The sequence below is a fragment of the Pelagibacterium sp. genome, from assembly GCF_048264985.1.
GTDB lineage: Bacteria > Pseudomonadota > Alphaproteobacteria > Rhizobiales > Devosiaceae > Pelagibacterium.
Map to the genome: position 1 here is coordinate 732,050 of NZ_JBLXCL010000001.1, position 15,368 is coordinate 747,417.

14 protein-coding genes are annotated in these 15,368 nt (G+C 57.9%); 7 read left to right on the forward strand and 7 right to left on the reverse strand.

Going from position 1 to position 15,368, the window contains the following annotated elements; translation table 11 throughout:
• Positions 1-10 precede the first annotated feature (10 nt).
• Both ACN0TA_RS03660 and ACN0TA_RS03665 read right to left on the reverse strand, forming a co-directional pair.
• On the reverse strand, positions 11-958 hold the full coding sequence (locus tag ACN0TA_RS03660; RefSeq protein WP_417579909.1) for an alpha-E domain-containing protein: 948 nt from the start codon (positions 956-958) through the stop codon (positions 11-13).
• Complete coding sequence (locus ACN0TA_RS03665) at positions 955-2,376, reverse strand: circularly permuted type 2 ATP-grasp protein (RefSeq protein WP_417579911.1); 1,422 nt, start codon at positions 2,374-2,376, stop codon at positions 955-957. Before ACN0TA_RS03665 ends, ACN0TA_RS03660 begins: the two co-directional genes overlap by 4 nt.
• Positions 2,377-2,604: 228 nt before the next feature.
• Between ACN0TA_RS03665 and ACN0TA_RS03670 the strand changes: the two genes are divergently transcribed.
• The gene (locus ACN0TA_RS03670) at positions 2,605-2,781 is read left to right on the forward strand and encodes a YegP family protein (RefSeq protein ID WP_417579913.1); all 177 of its coding nucleotides are present in this window, start codon (positions 2,605-2,607) and stop codon (positions 2,779-2,781) included.
• A 32-nt stretch (positions 2,782-2,813) separates the two neighbouring features.
• On the opposite strand, the gene ACN0TA_RS03675 is transcribed toward ACN0TA_RS03670, so the two are convergent.
• Genes ACN0TA_RS03675 through ACN0TA_RS03685 form a run of 3 tightly spaced genes read right to left on the reverse strand, consistent with a single transcriptional unit; the run spans position 2,814 to position 5,342 of the window.
• Positions 2,814-3,164, reverse strand: a complete 351-nt coding sequence (locus tag ACN0TA_RS03675) for a cupin domain-containing protein (RefSeq protein ID WP_417579915.1) — start codon at positions 3,162-3,164, stop codon at positions 2,814-2,816.
• A 10-nt stretch (positions 3,165-3,174) separates the two neighbouring features.
• A complete protein-coding gene (locus ACN0TA_RS03680; RefSeq protein WP_417579917.1) occupies positions 3,175-4,302 on the reverse strand; it encodes an ABC transporter ATP-binding protein in 1,128 nt (375 codons plus the stop codon).
• Positions 4,296-5,342 carry a substrate-binding domain-containing protein gene (locus tag ACN0TA_RS03685; RefSeq protein ID WP_417579919.1) on the reverse strand — a complete coding sequence of 349 codons (1,047 nt, stop codon included), beginning with the start codon at positions 5,340-5,342 and terminating at the stop codon, positions 4,296-4,298. The genes ACN0TA_RS03680 and ACN0TA_RS03685 overlap by 7 nt, the downstream gene beginning before the upstream one ends.
• Positions 5,343-5,517: 175 nt before the next feature.
• Between ACN0TA_RS03685 and ACN0TA_RS03690 the strand changes: the two genes are divergently transcribed.
• From ACN0TA_RS03690 to malG, 4 genes are all read left to right on the forward strand, one after another.
• A complete protein-coding gene (locus ACN0TA_RS03690) occupies positions 5,518-7,170 on the forward strand; it encodes an alpha-amylase family glycosyl hydrolase (protein WP_417579921.1) in 1,653 nt (550 codons plus the stop codon).
• Between the two features lie 69 nt (positions 7,171-7,239).
• Positions 7,240-8,409 carry a maltose/maltodextrin ABC transporter substrate-binding protein MalE gene (malE, locus tag ACN0TA_RS03695; protein WP_417579923.1) on the forward strand — a complete coding sequence of 390 codons (1,170 nt, stop codon included), beginning with the start codon at positions 7,240-7,242 and terminating at the stop codon, positions 8,407-8,409.
• A gap of 87 nt (positions 8,410-8,496) precedes the next feature.
• Positions 8,497-10,044, forward strand: coding sequence for a maltose ABC transporter permease MalF (malF, locus tag ACN0TA_RS03700; RefSeq protein WP_417579925.1), 1,548 nt, complete (start codon positions 8,497-8,499; stop codon positions 10,042-10,044).
• On the forward strand, positions 10,041-10,931 hold the full coding sequence (malG, locus tag ACN0TA_RS03705; RefSeq protein WP_417579927.1) for a maltose ABC transporter permease MalG: 891 nt from the start codon (positions 10,041-10,043) through the stop codon (positions 10,929-10,931). The genes malF and malG overlap by 4 nt, the downstream gene beginning before the upstream one ends.
• On the opposite strand, the gene ACN0TA_RS03710 is transcribed toward malG, so the two are convergent.
• A complete protein-coding gene (locus ACN0TA_RS03710) occupies positions 10,889-11,947 on the reverse strand; it encodes an AbrB family transcriptional regulator (protein WP_417579929.1) in 1,059 nt (352 codons plus the stop codon). The two genes, malG and ACN0TA_RS03710, sit on opposite strands and share 43 nt — an antisense overlap.
• An 11-nt stretch (positions 11,948-11,958) precedes the next feature.
• A complete protein-coding gene (locus tag ACN0TA_RS03715) occupies positions 11,959-13,125 on the reverse strand; it encodes a M20 aminoacylase family protein (protein ID WP_417579931.1) in 1,167 nt (388 codons plus the stop codon).
• A gap of 121 nt (positions 13,126-13,246) precedes the next feature.
• Between ACN0TA_RS03715 and ACN0TA_RS03720 the strand changes: the two genes are divergently transcribed.
• Positions 13,247-13,861: a class I SAM-dependent methyltransferase gene (locus ACN0TA_RS03720; protein ID WP_417579933.1), complete on the forward strand. Its 615-nt coding sequence runs from the start codon at positions 13,247-13,249 to the stop codon at positions 13,859-13,861.
• A 261-nt stretch (positions 13,862-14,122) separates the two neighbouring features.
• Complete coding sequence (locus ACN0TA_RS03725; protein ID WP_417579935.1) at positions 14,123-15,307, forward strand: aromatic amino acid transaminase; 1,185 nt, start codon at positions 14,123-14,125, stop codon at positions 15,305-15,307.
• Positions 15,308-15,368 lie beyond the last annotated feature (61 nt).

Here is a 15,368-nt window from a genome sequence, read left to right on the forward strand (position 1 = left end):
GCCGCCTCCCTCAGTAGAAATTGTAGCTCTCCGAAATTGCGTTGGTGAGCTGGTTGTTGGCCGCCATGAACCCGGTCAGATATTCGTGCAGGCCCTGGTCGAAGACCTTGCTCATATCCCCGGCAGTCAGGAACTGGGCCATCTTGATTGCCTCGTCGTGACAGCCCGAAGGCTCACCGTAAATCTGTTCGAGCATGCCCAGCATTGCTGTCACCGATGTGCAACAAAAGGCGAGCGACCTTGGCATCTCTTTTCTGAAGATCAGAAAGTCGGCGATGTTCAACGCTTTGTAGCGGTCATGATAGATGTGGCGGTAGGCCCGATGGGCCGAAGCCGCGCGCAGGATCATCGTCCATTGCTGGATATCGACATCGCCGCCGACCATCGATGTGCGCGGCAGAAGCACGTAATATTTCACATCCAGAATGCGTGCAGTGTTGTCGGCCCTCTCGATGAACCCGCCGGTCTGAGCGAAAGCAAAGCCATCTGTGCGCATCAAGGTCCCGAGAAGGGCGCCGCGAAACTGGTTCGAGCTTTGTTTTACCGATTGCAGAAAGCTCGGAAGCCTGTTGCCAAGCACATATCTGGGTTGAACCTGTTCGAACTCCAGCCATGTGCCATTAAGGCTCTCCCACATGTCTGTGGTGATCTCTGTGCGGACCGACTTTGCGTTGGTTCGCGCGTTGAAAAGGCACGATTTGACCGATGAGGGATTGTCGGTGTCGAACAGCATGAAATGGGCAACGCTGGCGACGTCGACAGTTTCATGTTTTAGCATGAAAGCGTCTTCGGCCTCTGCAGCCTGAAGCATTGAGAGCAGATATTCGCTTGAGCCATCTTCGCTGCGTTCGGTCAGGCTCATGCGATAGCCCACTTCGAGCAGCCGGGCCATGTTCTCGGCGCGCTCCACATAGCGCGACATCCAGAAAAGGTTTGCGGCAGACCGTCCGAGCATCATTCTTCGAGCACCCACGTGTCCTTGGTGCCGCCCCCTTGCGAGGAGTTGACCACAAGAGACCCTTGCTTGAGGGCGACACGGGTCAGCCCGCCCGGTGTAATCCTGATCTTGTCGCCCACAAGCACGAAGGGCCGCAAATCGACGTGGCGCGGCGCAATGCCCTTGTTGACGAAGGTCGGGCAGGTCGAAAGCGCCAGTGTTGGCTGAACGATATAGTTGTCGGGCCGCGCCTTGATCTTTTCGGAAAACTCGGCGCGCTGCTTTTTGGTTGAGGCCGGCCCGACCAGCATGCCGTAGCCGCCCGAACCATGCACCTCCTTGACCACAAGCTGCTCAAGGTTCTCGAGCACATACGCACGCTCGCTGTCATTCGAACAGTTGTAGGTGGGTACGTTTTTGAGGATCGGCTTTTCACCAAGATAGAATTCGATGATCTGGGGCAGAAATGTATAGACCGCCTTGTCATCGGCGATCCCCGTTCCGGGCGCATTGATCAGAGTCACGGTCCCGGCGCGATAGGCGTCAAACAGGCCCGGAACACCGAGCATCGAATCCGCTTTGAACGTCAGGGGGTCGATGTAATCGTCATCGATACGCCTGTAGATCACATCGACACGCTGCGGGCCGAGAGTGGTCCGCATATAGACCTTGCCGCCATCCACGAACAGGTCTTGCCCTTCGCAAAGCGTGGCGCCCATCTGGTCGGCGAGAAATGAGTGTTCGAAATAGGCCGAATTGTAGATGCCCGGCGTCAATACGACGAGATTGGGGTTGCCCGTGCAATTGTCCGGCGCAACGCTTTCCATGGTGCGCCGCAGATTCTCGGGATAGGTCTCGACAGGAGCGACCTTAAGCTTGTGAAACAGGTCTGGAACCAGGTGCATCATAGCCTCGCGGTCCTCCAACATGTAGGAGACCCCCGAAGGTGTGCGCAAATTGTCTTCAAGCACGTAGAAGTCATCGGGTCCGGTCCGCACGATGTCCACGCCGATAATGTGCGAATAGATGCCCTTGGGCGGATTGAGCCCCATCATCTGCGGGCAAAATGCCTCGTTCTGGACGATGAGTTTTTCAGGCACGCGTCCGGCGCGGATAATATCCTGGCCGTGATAGAGATCCCAAAGAAACATGTTGAGCGCTTTGACGCGCTGTTCGATGCCCTTTTCCAGCCGGCGCCATTCCTGAGCAGCGATGACCCGGGGGATGACGTCGAAAGGGATCAGTCGCTCGGTCGACTCGGTAGCGCCATAGACCGCAAAAGTAATGCCGAGTCGGCGGAAAATCATTTCCGCGTCTTGCGACAATTGTCTGAGTGCCTGCTTGGGCTGGCCCTCCAGCCACTCACCCAATATGCGGTAAGGTTCGCGGACAGATCCGTCCGCATTGAGCATTTCGTCAAAATACTTTGCTTCGCTCATACGCCTTCTTCGTGCGATGACGGTGTGCGACCTTCCCGACGCATATTCCATTGGTGCATATTTATTTTGCCTCGTCCAGCGTTGCCGTCGGAAGTTTGAATAATACCGTCAATGCCACGGAAGTTCCCCGGCTTGCCTGTCTAATTGTTTTGGGCAATTGTGACCGGGTTGAGAAAATGCGCGGTCGAGCATTCAATATCTCGCCGCTGGTCATCGAGGGAGCATGAAATGTACAAGTTCGAAATCTACAAGGACAAGGCTGGCGAATTCCGGTTCCGGTTCCGCGCTTCCAACGGTGAAGTGATGTTTGCCTCCGAGGGGTATAAAGCCAAGGCATCGGCGCAGAGCGCCATCGAATCCATTCGCAAGAACGTGCCGGACGCCGGTCTGGACGACCAGGCCTGACGTAACCCTGTCCTGCTGCGTCCGGCGTTATTCTAAGCGTTGCTTGGATCGAGAAACGTCTGGACGATGCGCGACCCGTCATGGATGCACATCATCTTGAGCATGCCATCACCAATGTTGTCGAACCCGTGCGCTGTCTCGGGTTCGACAACCATGATATCGCCCGGGCCTGCCTCGATTGTTTCATGCCCGGCGCGAAAGCGCACACGCCCTTCCTGCACGATCCAGGTTTCGGTGTAGGGATGGACATGCAGCCCGACACTCTTTCCTGGCTCTGAAACAACTGCAAAAAATGAGATGTCTGCACCGTAAGGCGCGCCCTCGAACTTGATTGTCTTTGGAGCGTCCTTGGGGCGGTCGGCTGCGCGCAGGATATGAGGCATTATCGTGTCCCTAGGCGATGCGACGTGTTGTTTCAGGATCGAAATAACACGTCTGGGACGTGTCGACGCTCAACTGAACCGCGTCGCCGACAGCGATGCGCGACTTGCCCGGCAGTCGAGCCATGAGAGCCTTGCCAGCAAGGGCAAAGGTCGTGAAAGTGTCCGAGCCTGCATGCTCGCTCATGTCCGCCCGCAATGTCAGATCGGCTTGGCCATCCTTTGTCACTGCAAAATCTTCGGGCCGCATGCCGACAATCACCTGTTTGCCATCATAGTCGCCAAGTGCTGACGGCGGATTGACGGCGCTGATCGTAACCGCGTCGGCTCCACTGCCAAATATGATTGATGCATTCCGATCTTTGAGCGCGACCGTCGCCGGTATCAGGTTCATGGGCGGTGAACCCATGAAATCGGCGACGAAAACATTGGCCGGTGTGGAGTAGATGTCTGCAGGTGTGCCGAACTGCTGGATAATACCATCCTTGAGTACGACGATGCGTGTGCCCAGCGTCATCGCTTCAATCTGGTCATGGGTGACATAAACGATCGACGCGCCCAGCCGTTGATGCAGTGCCTTGATTTCGGCGCGCATTTCGACGCGCAGCTTGGCATCGAGGTTGGACAGAGGTTCATCGAATAGGAACAGTTTAGGTTCGCGCACAAGCGCCCGCCCCATGGCGACCCGCTGGCGCTGCCCGCCCGAAAGATGCGCCGGCCGACGGTCGAGCAGGTGCTCGATCTGCAGCAGCCGCGCAACATCGGTGATCTTGCGATCCTGCTCGGCCCGCTCGACCTTGCGGATTTTCATGCCGAACGCGATGTTTTCAGCCACGGTCATGGTGGGATAGAGCGCATAGCTCTGGAACACCATGGCGATGTCCCTGTCGCGTGGTGGGACTTCGGTTACGTCCCGCCCGCCAATGGAGATTGTACCCCCGCTGGTCTCCTCAAGTCCGGCAATGCAATTAAGCAGGGTCGACTTTCCACAGCCCGAAGGCCCGACAAGAACGAGGAACTCCCCTGCCTGGATCGAAAGCGAAATCGATTTGAGAACGTCGACGGCGCCGTAGTTCTTTTCAAGCCGATCGATTGAAAGTATCGGGTCAGGGCTGTGTTGAACCGGTGGTGGGTTCACCATGATCGGTCTCCATCTTGAGGCGCAGCTCCCGTTGAATTGCGCACGATCAAATCCACATTTGCCGTTTTTTGGAGGCTCTTTGGCGTGGCGCCATTGATCCGCTTGTAAATCATTTCAGCAAGGGCAAATCCCGCCTCCCGGATCGGCACGCGGGTTACAGTCAGCGGTGTCGAAAAATGTTCCGAGCGCAGATGGGGGAGAACGTCATCATGTGCGATAATCGAGACGTCCTTGCCAATTTCCAGCCCCGCTTCGCCCGCGGCCCGCATAACCCCGATAGCCATCAGCGTCGAGGAACACAAAAATGCAGTGGGCGGCAAACCATGCAGACCAGAAAGCCATTTGGCTGCTTGGTGATACCCTGCATCTTCGCTCATGTCGGAATGGGAAACGAACCGCGCGGGAACGTGGATGCCCTGTGCGGCAAGCGTTGTGCGGAACGCAGCCTCGCGCTGCACGGCAAAGGCCAGCCCTGACGACCCGTTCAGCAGCGCAATTCTCCTGTGCCCCAGCGCAATGAACAGTTCGGTGGCCCGTGAAAAGGCGCCGTGATTGTCGATGTCATAAAATCCGTAGGGAACGTCTTCGCCCACCTGGCCGTGGACGACGAAAGGAAAATCGCGCTCAGTCAGCATTTCGACCCGTGCATCGCCAACTTCCGGCGCCGATACGATAAGGCCATCCACGGCTCCCGAGGCGATCAGGCGTTGATAGGCAGACAGCTGCGCGCCCGGCGCCGCGTGGCGCAGGATCAAATCCAGCTCACGCTCGGCGAGCCCCATGGACAGTCCCGCGAGATACTCGACGAAATGGGGGTCGACCAGCAGGTTGCGTGCGGCGCTGAAGATGATGCCGACCATGCCGGATTTGCCGGTAGCCAACCGCCGCGCGTTGGTATTTGGACGATAGTTGAGCGCCTTGGCCGCTTCTACGACGCGAATGCGGGTCTTTTCGCCCACCTCGGGAAATCCGTTGAGTGCGCGGCTTACTGTGGCCGGCGACAGGCCCAAATGGGTGGCCAATTCTCGTAATGTCGTCACCCGAGCCTCCCCCTCAAGCGATGGTCCTCAAAGCGATATCGCTGTACTCATGTCAACTTAAAGCGGTTTGAAAATGATGTGTCAATCATCGCCCGCTGCGCAAAATTCTCAGTTGACAGAATATCTAAACCGGTTTGAATTAATGGGGTGAGACGAATGAGTGAGGAGGATTGTAATGTCGGATTGGTGGCGCGGCGGGGTGATCTACCAGATTTACCCGCGCTCCTTTCAGGATAGCAATGGCGACGGCATCGGCGACCTGCGTGGAATTCTCGATAGGCTTGAGCACGTCGCATCGCTCGGTGTGGACGCGATCTGGCTCTCTCCGATCTTCACCTCGCCCATGGCCGACATGGGGTACGATGTCTCGAACTACACCGATATTGACCCGCTGTTCGGTGCACTCGCCGATTTCGATGCGCTAATCGAAAAGGCTCATGAGCTTGGACTGAAAGTCATTATCGATCAGGTGGTCAGTCACACCTCCGACAAGCATCCATGGTTCATTGAATCCAAATCCTCGCGTACCAATCCGCGCTCGGATTGGTATGTCTGGGTTGATCCCAATGAAGATGGAACCCCGCCCAACAACTGGCCCTCGGTCTTTGGAGGTCCGGCCTGGGAATGGAACGGCACGCGTCGCCAGTACTATTTGCACAATTTTCTAATCGCGCAGCCTGACTTGAATTTTCACAATCCCGAGGTTCAGGACGCCGTATTGTCCACCATGCGGTTTTGGCTCGAGCGCGGTGTCGATGGCTTCCGCTTCGATACAGTGAACTACTATTTTCATGACCAGAAGCTGCGCTCAAATCCGCCGGCGCAGCGGGAAGAGGAAACCCCGCTCGAGGCAGATCCCTACGGCATGCAATTGCATGAGTTCTCAAAGAACCGGCCGGAAAACATCGATTTCCTCAGGCGTGTGCGCATGTTGCTCGATGAATTTCCCGGAACGACAACGGTCGGTGAAGTGGGAGAAGCCCACAAGGCCATCGAGATCATGGCGGCCTATACTGCCGGCGATGACCTTTTGCACATGTGCTATTCGTTTGACATGCTCGGCCCCAATTTCACGCCCCAGCATTTCCGCTCACGCGTCGAAAAATTCTTCCATGGCGCTCCCGATGGCTGGCCGTGCTGGAGTTTTTCCAACCATGATGTGAACCGGCATATTTCCCGTTGGGAGGGGCATGCCGTCACGCCCCGCACCCTGGGCCGGCTCTGTGCAGCGTTGCTTTTGACACTCAAGGGTTCGGCTTGCATCTATCAGGGTGAAGAACTCGGATTGCCCGAGGCAGAGCTTGAATATGCCGAACTGACCGATCCTCCGGGTCTGCGCTTTTGGCCGGACAACAAGGGGCGAGACGGTTGCCGAACGCCAATGCCCTGGACCGACGAGGTCAATGGCGGGTTCTCCGAGGTCAAGCCGTGGTTGCCCGTTAAGGGCCCGCATCTCAAGCGCAATGTTGCGGCGCTTGAGGCAGACCCGGACTCGTTGCTGCACTATTATCGCGCGATTCTGAAATATCGCCGCGAAAACCCCGCGCTGATCGACGGCGAGATTGTGTTTCACGACGCCATGGCGCCGATTCTGGGCTTTTCGCGATACAATGGCCAGGATGGCCTGGTTTGCGTCTTCAATCTTTCAGCAAAGCCCGGCGCACTGTCGATCGATGGACTGCCGCACCTGGCAGCGCTGACTGGCGTCTCCAACGGTGCGGTGCTTGATGGCGCATCGCTCAAGCTGGAGGGCAATGGCTTTGCCATTATCGAATGCGGTGCCGGGTTCGATCCGGCCGCTATCTCGCTGACCCTGTCAAAAGGGTGAGCTGTGCGTAACGTCCGGCAGGCTGCCGAGGAGCGGCATCGGGCATCGTCGTGTCAGGGAGGACACAATATGAACAGAACGGCTTTCAGCGTCGCCGGTGCATTGTTTGCGCTCGCCGCTTCCACATCGATGAGCCAGGCGTTTGAAGATGGCGCCATTGTTATCTGGCAGGACGATCGCGCCCCAGATCTCATCACCGAAATCGGCGAACAGTTCGAAGCCGATCTCGGTATCCGCGTCATCGTTGAAAACGTCGATCCGCTGACCGATCGGTTCCAGCAGGCCGCAGCAACCGGCGATGGCCCCGACATTGTCCTGTGGGCACACGACAGGCTCGGCGAATGGGCAGCGGGTGGTCTTATTGCTCCCGTTTCGCCAAGCGCTGGAACAGTTGAGGCTAATCTTGAAAGCGCTTGGGACGCTGTAACCTTCGATAACCGCATTTGGGGTTATCCTGTTGCCGTCGAGGCGATCGGGCTGGTTTACAACCGCAATCTCGTCAATAGCCCGCCACAGAACTTTGAAGACATCGCAACGATGGATCTTCCAGATGGTGTGACCCCCATCATGTGGGCTTATAACGACACGTATTTCACCTTTCCGATGCTTGCGGCCAATGGCGGTTATGCCTTCGAAATGGTCGATGGCAGCTATGATGGGAGCCAGACCGGCGTGAACACCGACGGCGCCATTCAAGGCGGTGAAGTGCTGGCCGAGCTTATCGAGTCCGGCACCATGCCGCGCGGTGTCGATTATGGCGTCATGGAAGGCGCGTTCGCCAATGGCGAAGTCGCCATGATTATCAATGGCCCATGGTCTTGGGGCGGATATCAGGACGCTGGTCTTGAGATCGGCGTTGCCCCGCTCCCGGCGGTGGCCGGCGCGCCCAGCCGTCCGTTCCTGGGCGTGCAGGCACTGGCGCTCAACGCGGCATCGCCCAATCAGGATCTGGCTGTCGAGTTCATCGAGAACTATCTTTTGACCGATGAGAACATAGCGCTCTGGAATGCCGACGGGGCCCTCGGCGTCCCCACCGACATTTCGGTCGGCGCTGCTGAAGACGATGACAAGATCGTTCAGACTCTCGCCAACGCAGAAGTGGGCGTGCCGATGCCGTCCAATCCAGAGATGGGCGCGTTCTGGTCGGCCATGGAACCGGCGCTGGGCAATATCACTTCAGGCGCCACTTCGGTCGAGCAGGCTCTCAACGATGCCGCTGCCCGCATTTTGGGCGAATAGGCGCGCAATGGAACAGGGTGGCGCGAGCTGCCCTGTTCTGTTTTGAGCACGCGAAGCTGAAAAGTTTCCAGGTGGGAGGAACGGGCGATGTCGGTTGCAATGGCAGCCCAGCTTGCCGATCGCGGTCCGCTTTGGCGCGATCTATTGGCCAAGACGCTAGTCGCGCTGGTTTCGCTGGCCATCCTGTTCGCCGCATGGGTGGTTTATGCGGTCGGCCAGGCGCTGTTCGGTGCCTGTCTTGTCATTGTCGCTTTGGCCTTTTTCGCCATCTATGGCTTCCGGCAGTTCTATTTTGCGCGTTTCATCTTTCCCGGTGCGGCTGCGGTTCTGCTCTTCATCCTCTTTCCTGTGCTCTATACGATCTATCTGGGCTTCACCAATTACTCGTCCTTCAATCTCCTGACTTTCGAACGCGCCCAGAACGTCCTTCTGTCCAGCCGCATCATTGACGAGGAAACGCGCCGTCCATTCGCTCTGGTGTCCGAAGGAGATCAGTACCGCGTCTTTCTCCCGCAAGGGGAGGCTGGTTTCCTTTCTGAAGCCACAGCGCTCGATGGGGAACCGGCAAGTCTTGCAGCCGAGCCTGTTGATAGCGCGCCCCAGACAACGCTCGAAATGCGCGACGTTGTTGCCTTGCGCGATCCACTGTCGCAAGTCGAAGTGACGCTTCCCGACCAGACGGTGCTGCGTGCCTCTGGCTTGCGCGAATTTGCCTATGTTCAGCCCGAATATGAGTTGGTTGAAGACGAAAAGCTCAGCAATACCCAAACAGGCGAAATCCTGACGCCGGATCAGGATATCGGATTTTATCTCAGGGAAGACGGAACCCGCGTTACCCCAGGCTGGCGCGTTTTCATTGGCACAGACAATTTCGAGCGCATCTTCCAGTCGCAGGGTATTCGCGGGCCACTCGTCGGCATATTCATCTGGACGGTTGGCTTTGCCGTCGGCTCGACGATCCTGTGCTTCTCGCTCGGCTTGTTTCTCGCCACCATTTTGCAATGGGAGCATATGCGTTTTCGGGCGGCCTACCGCATCCTGTTGATCTTGCCCTACGCTGTGCCCGCGTTCATTTCGATCCTCGTATTTCGCGGACTGTTCAATCAGAATTTTGGCGAGATCAATCTGATCCTCAACGCCCTGTTCGGCATACGTCCTGCCTGGTTTACCGATGGTTTTCTGGCGCGGGCGATGCTGCTCATCGTCAATGTGTGGCTGGGATATCCCTATATGATGCTGTTGGGCATGGGCTTTCTGCAGGCCGTACCCCAGGAACAAAAAAAAGCAGCCATCCTTGAAGGGGCAGGGGCCTTAAGGGTGTTTTTCACAATAACGCTGCCACAGATCCTGCCACCCTTCCTGCCACTGTTGCTGGCGACCTTTGCGTTCAATTTCAACAATATCGTGCTGATCCTGCTGCTGACCACAGGTGGCCCAGACATTCCAGGGACGGTCATCCCTGCCGGTCAGACCGATATCTTGGGGTCTTTCACTTTTCGGATGGCCTTTATGGATTCAGGCCAGCAATTTGGTTTGGCCGGCGCCATTACCCTCATCATCTTCCTCGTCGTGACGCTTATCGCCTACGCCAATTTTGTCGCCATGCGGCGCGCGCAAAAAGGGGCAGTCCTATGATCGTGGAAAACAAGCGCGCCCTCCGTTTCAAAAAACTTGCCGCCCATGCCTTCATGATCGGGTTCATCGCCATCATCATGTTTCCCTTCCTCATGGTGGTTTCCATCTCGTTCCGGGAAGGCAATTTTTCCGTCGGCACCCTGATCCCCACCAATCCCACGCTCGAACACTGGTATTTGGCGCTCGGGCTTGAATACACGCGCGCCAACGGCACCGTCGTTCAGCCGCCGTATCCGGTGCTGCTCTGGATGTGGAATTCGATAAAGCTGGGCGTCATTTCAGCCAGCGGCGCTTTGGCGATTGCGACGATATCGGCTTATGCCCTCAGCCGTATCCAGTTCCGCGGCCGCATGGCGTTTCTCGATTCCTTGCTGATCATTCAGATGTTCCCCACGACATTGGCTCTTGTCGCGCTCTACGCCATCTTCGACACGATGGGCGGCATCTCGCCCATCATCGGGCTCGATAGCCACACCTCTCTGGTACTGGTCTATCTCTCCGGCGTCATGATGCATATCTGGACGATCAAGGGCTATTTCGACAGTGTCGATCCCGCGCTGGACAAAGCAGCGGCGATCGACGGGGCAACGCCCTGGCAAACTTTTCGCTTTGTCTTCCTTCCGCTGGCAGTGCCAATTATGGCCGTGGTGTTCGTTCTGGTGTTTATCGGGGTCGTCAACGACTACCCAATCGCTTCGATCCTTTTGCGGTCGGAAGGAAATCTGACCCTGGCCACAGGATCACGCTTCTATCTCAGCGAGTTCGAATATCGATGGGGCGATTTTGCAGCCGCCGCCATCCTGTCAGGCATCCCCATTACAGTGGTTTTCCTGATTGCCCAGCGCTATCTGGTGTCGGGGCTGTCGGAAGGCTCGGTCAAGGGCTGACGACCCTTGACCAGCATGACCACAAGCGGAATGGCTATGGTCAGCATCAGCAGACGCGCCACATGATGAGCGGCGATAAAAGCTGTGTCATAGCCAAGGGCGATGCCCAACGCGCCCATCGATTCCAGCCCGCCGGGGGAAAGCCCAAGCCAGATCTGGCCGATTGGCATTGAAACGAAAACACCTGCCGCCAGCGCAAAGAGCGTCGTCAGCCCCACGGTGATGGCAGTGGCAACAGTGCCGCCGAGCGCCGCCTGCATGAACTCGGCGCGCGTCATGCCTGCAAAGCGCGACCCGATCAGTGCGCCCATCCCCACAAAGGTCAAATCCACGAGGATTTGGGGCAAGGCGCCATCGAAATGACCGGTCAGCTTCATCACCGTCGCAAACCCCATCGAGCCGAGTACATAGCCGGCGGGCATTTTGAGACGCGTGAACACCCAGCCGACAAAAGTGCAGCCAGCCGCAACCATGGCGAGCGTCGTCAAGTCCATGGCCTGTGTGCTTGCGCCAGAGAACGCGCCGACCGGCAGAAACAGTGCGCCGATAGGGGCGAACAGGGTCAGAAACATCACCCGTTGCACCTGAATGATAACAATCTGGCGGGGGTTGCCGACACCTGTCGATGCCAGCGCCATAATAAACGACAAATGACCAGGGAACGATGAAAGATAGGCTGTGCCCGTGTCGAACTTGAAAAGGCGACGCAAGACAATGCCGCACACAAGGACAATAACAACAAGCTCAATCGCAAGAGCGGCGAGCGTTATGGGCCATTGGCCGATCAATTGCAGGGTATCGGGCGCGACGCTTGCGCCCATCGAGAGCCCAACGCAAATGAAAAGCACGTTGCGCAGCCCGTTGGGCACGGCCGCTTGAAACCCTGAGAGTGCCGCAATCGACACGGCAAGAGCGCCGCCCATCAGCATTCCACCCGGAATGCCGAGCGTGCTCATCGCGTAGGCGCCGACGCCAGCGATGGCAAGGGTCAATGCGGTGAGCAATGCCGCGGGCATCGACATGCTCCCTACCGCGCCGCCAGTGCCCTTTCCGCCAGCCGCACCCAATAGCTCACGCCCAGATCGATGGCTTCATCATTAAAATCATAGGTATCGGTGTGCAGGTCGGCGCTGTCGCCATTGCCCAAGAATATATAGGAGCCGGGTCGCGCGTTGAGCATGTAGGCGAAATCCTCGCCGCCCATTGTCGGATCGACGCCATCGTTCACCCGATCCTCTCCGGCGATCTCGCGCGCCACATCGGCGGCAAAAACCGTCTGTTCTGGAGCGTTGACCGTGACCGGGTATCCCCGCATCCATTTGACCGTCGCGGTGGCGCCGAAAGCCTGCGCAAGCTGCGGTGCGAGCCGCTTGATACCCTCTTCCATCTGGGTCCGGACGTCCTCGTCCAGCGTGCGCACTGTGCCAGTTAGCCGTGCGGTGCGCGGTATGACATTGTAAGCGGTGCCTGCGTTGACTGTCGTAACAGAAAGCACTGCCGAGCGGATCGGGTCGACAGACCGCGATACCAGCGTCTGCAGCCCCGATATGATGTGCGCGGACACGATGACGGGATCAACTGCCAGATGCGGCATTGCGGCGTGGCCGCCATGGCCTTCGATATCGATAGCGAACTGATCGGTTCCTGCCATGATCCCGCCGGGTCGAATGGCAAATTCTCCAAGCGGTATACCGGGCATGTTGTGCATGCCGAAGACCTGGGCAATTTCGAAACGTTCCATCAGCCCGTCTTCAACCATAAGGCGCCCACCGCCGCCACCTTCTTCGGCAGGTTGGAAGATGACGATAACGGTGCCATCGAAGTTCCGTGTCTCGGCAAGATAGCGCGCGGCGCCTAGCAGCATTGCTGTGTGGCCGTCATGGCCGCAGGCATGCATTTTGCCGGTGTTGGCCGACGCATAAGGCTTGCCCGTGCGTTCGGTGATCGGCAGTGCGTCCATGTCGGCGCGCAACCCAATAACCCGATCCGAAGCGCCTTTGCCTCGAATGACGCCAACCACTCCGGTGCGACCGATGCCGGTCACAACTTCATCAACGCCAAATGCCTTGAGCTGCTCGACCACGAACCCTGCGGTCTCGTGGACATCGTAAAGGAGTTCGGGATTGGCGTGCAGATGCTGGCGCCACGCTGCGATATCGGCGTGGAATTCGGCAACACGATTGATGATGGGCATGGGGGAACCTGAAGGCGATACATAAGGAAAGTTCAATGTCTGCGTCTCGACGCGTCCCGTCAACGTCTCTTGTCTCTGGCGGGGTGGGAGGCTATCTCCCTTTATACAATTGGACCCGCAGATGCCAGACGCCGACCCAGCCTCATCGCCGATCGTTATCGACTTTGTCGGCGGCGCCGTCGGCTTCCGCCTGCGAAGTGGCGAGGGCAGGGGGCAGCCATTGCCAAGGGCATGCGGCATGGCCAAGGGGGCGCTGCCCACCGTCGTCGATGCAACAGCAGGAATGGGGCGCGACGCGTTCTTCCTCGCCTCACTCGGTGCTGAAGTTACCTTGATAGAGCGGAGCCCGCAGGTCCATGCGGCCCTTGACCGGGCCATGGCGTTGGCGAGCGCGCATAGCGACGATCTCGCCGCTATCATCGGCCGGATGAAGCTCGTGCTGGGCGATTCCCGTATCATTCTGCCCACGCTTTCGCCCCAGGTGGTGCTGGTCGATCCCATGCACCCGGAACGGACCAAATCGGCGTTGGTCAAAAAGCAGATGCGCGATCTGCGCGATGTCGTGGGTGCCGATCCCGATGCGCATGAGCTGATGGCGGCGGCGTTGGCGGCAGCCACGAACCGCGTTGTCCTGAAATGGCCGCAACGCGCGGCGCCCATCGCTGGGCTGAGAAAACCCAGCCACCAGATTTCGGGGAAGACCACGCGCTATGATGTGTTTGTGACGAACACATAGCCGGTCCATTGCATGTGTTGCGCAAGTTTACCTCGAGGCAGCGCGCCCGATAGCAATTGCGAATTCTGGGAGGACCGCCGCCGTCTTCATCATGGCTTGCGGTAATGGCTTTTCCGCGACGCTCCGATCGGGTGCCAGTTCTAGGTTTGGCTGTTTTTCGCAAAACCATTCCGCCGTCTCGATGCCACCGGCCATTGCATTAGCGTCGGGGGAAACTATAAAGACCGCGCGCCTTTTCCCTATCCAAGCTCGAGAGCGAGAATGTTCGAGACCCTTTCCAAGGCACCCCAGGACAAGATTTTTGCACTGATGGCCGAGATTGCAGCCGACGATCGGCCAGCCAAGATCGACCTCGGTATCGGCGTCTACAAGGACGACGGGGGCAATACGCCCATCATGACCGCGGTAAAAAAAGCCGAAGCCCGCGTTGTTTCGGACTCGAAAACCAAATCCTATATCGGGGTTGCCGGCAACAAGGGCTTTGCTAAAGCCATGGTTGATCTCGCGCTCGACGGCGCGGTGTCAGACGATCGCGTTCGCGCCGCTCAGGCGCCCGGCGGCACTGGCGCCCTTTGGGTGCTGTTGACCCTTTTGAAGCGCGCCAATCCCGACGCGACGGTCTGGATTTCCGACCCGTCATGGCCCAACCACAAGCCTATGGCCGAACAGGCAGGCTTTAAGGTCGCGGCTTACCCCTATTTCGATCCAGAGACTCGCAAGGTCCGGTTCGACGATATGTTGGCCAAGCTCGATACGCTGGGCAAAAACGATGTCGTCTTGCTTCATGGCTGCTGCCACAATCCGACAGGCGCCAACCTCGACCATGATCAGTGGCACCAGGTCATCGCTTCGCTCAAGCGCACTGGCGCATTTCCGCTGGTCGACATGGCCTATCAGGGCTTTGGCGATGGGTTGGACGAAGATGCTTATGGTCTGCGTGCGCTAGCTGCCGAAATCGAGGAGTTCGTCTGCGCGACGAGCTGTTCGAAGAATTTCGGCATATACCGTGAGCGCGTCGGTTGCGCCATCGTGGTGGGCAAGGATGCAGCCCAGGCCGATATCGCTAACTCCCAGATGCTCAACGTCATTCGCGGCGCCTATTCTCAGCCGCCCGATCACGGCGCTGAAATCGTCCGCATCATCCTCGAAGACGCCGAGTTGCGTGCTGAGTGGAAGGCAGAGCTGGAGGCCATGCGCAACCGCATGATCGCCAATCGCCAAGCCCTTGCGGATGCTATCCGTTCGCGCTCGAACAGTTCCGATTTCGATTTCGTTGCCGAACATCGCGGCATGTTTTCGCTTCTGGGACTGAGCGTTGAGACTGTTGACCATTTAAAAGCCGAAAATGCTGTCTATATGTTGGATGACAGCCGCATAAACATCGCTGGCCTGGCTGACGAACGCATTCAGCGCCTCGCCGATGCCATAGTTGGTGCGACACGATAACGCCTGGCACTCGAAAGGCCATTGTTGCGGCACAACCATTCCATGTTACACCTTGGTCATT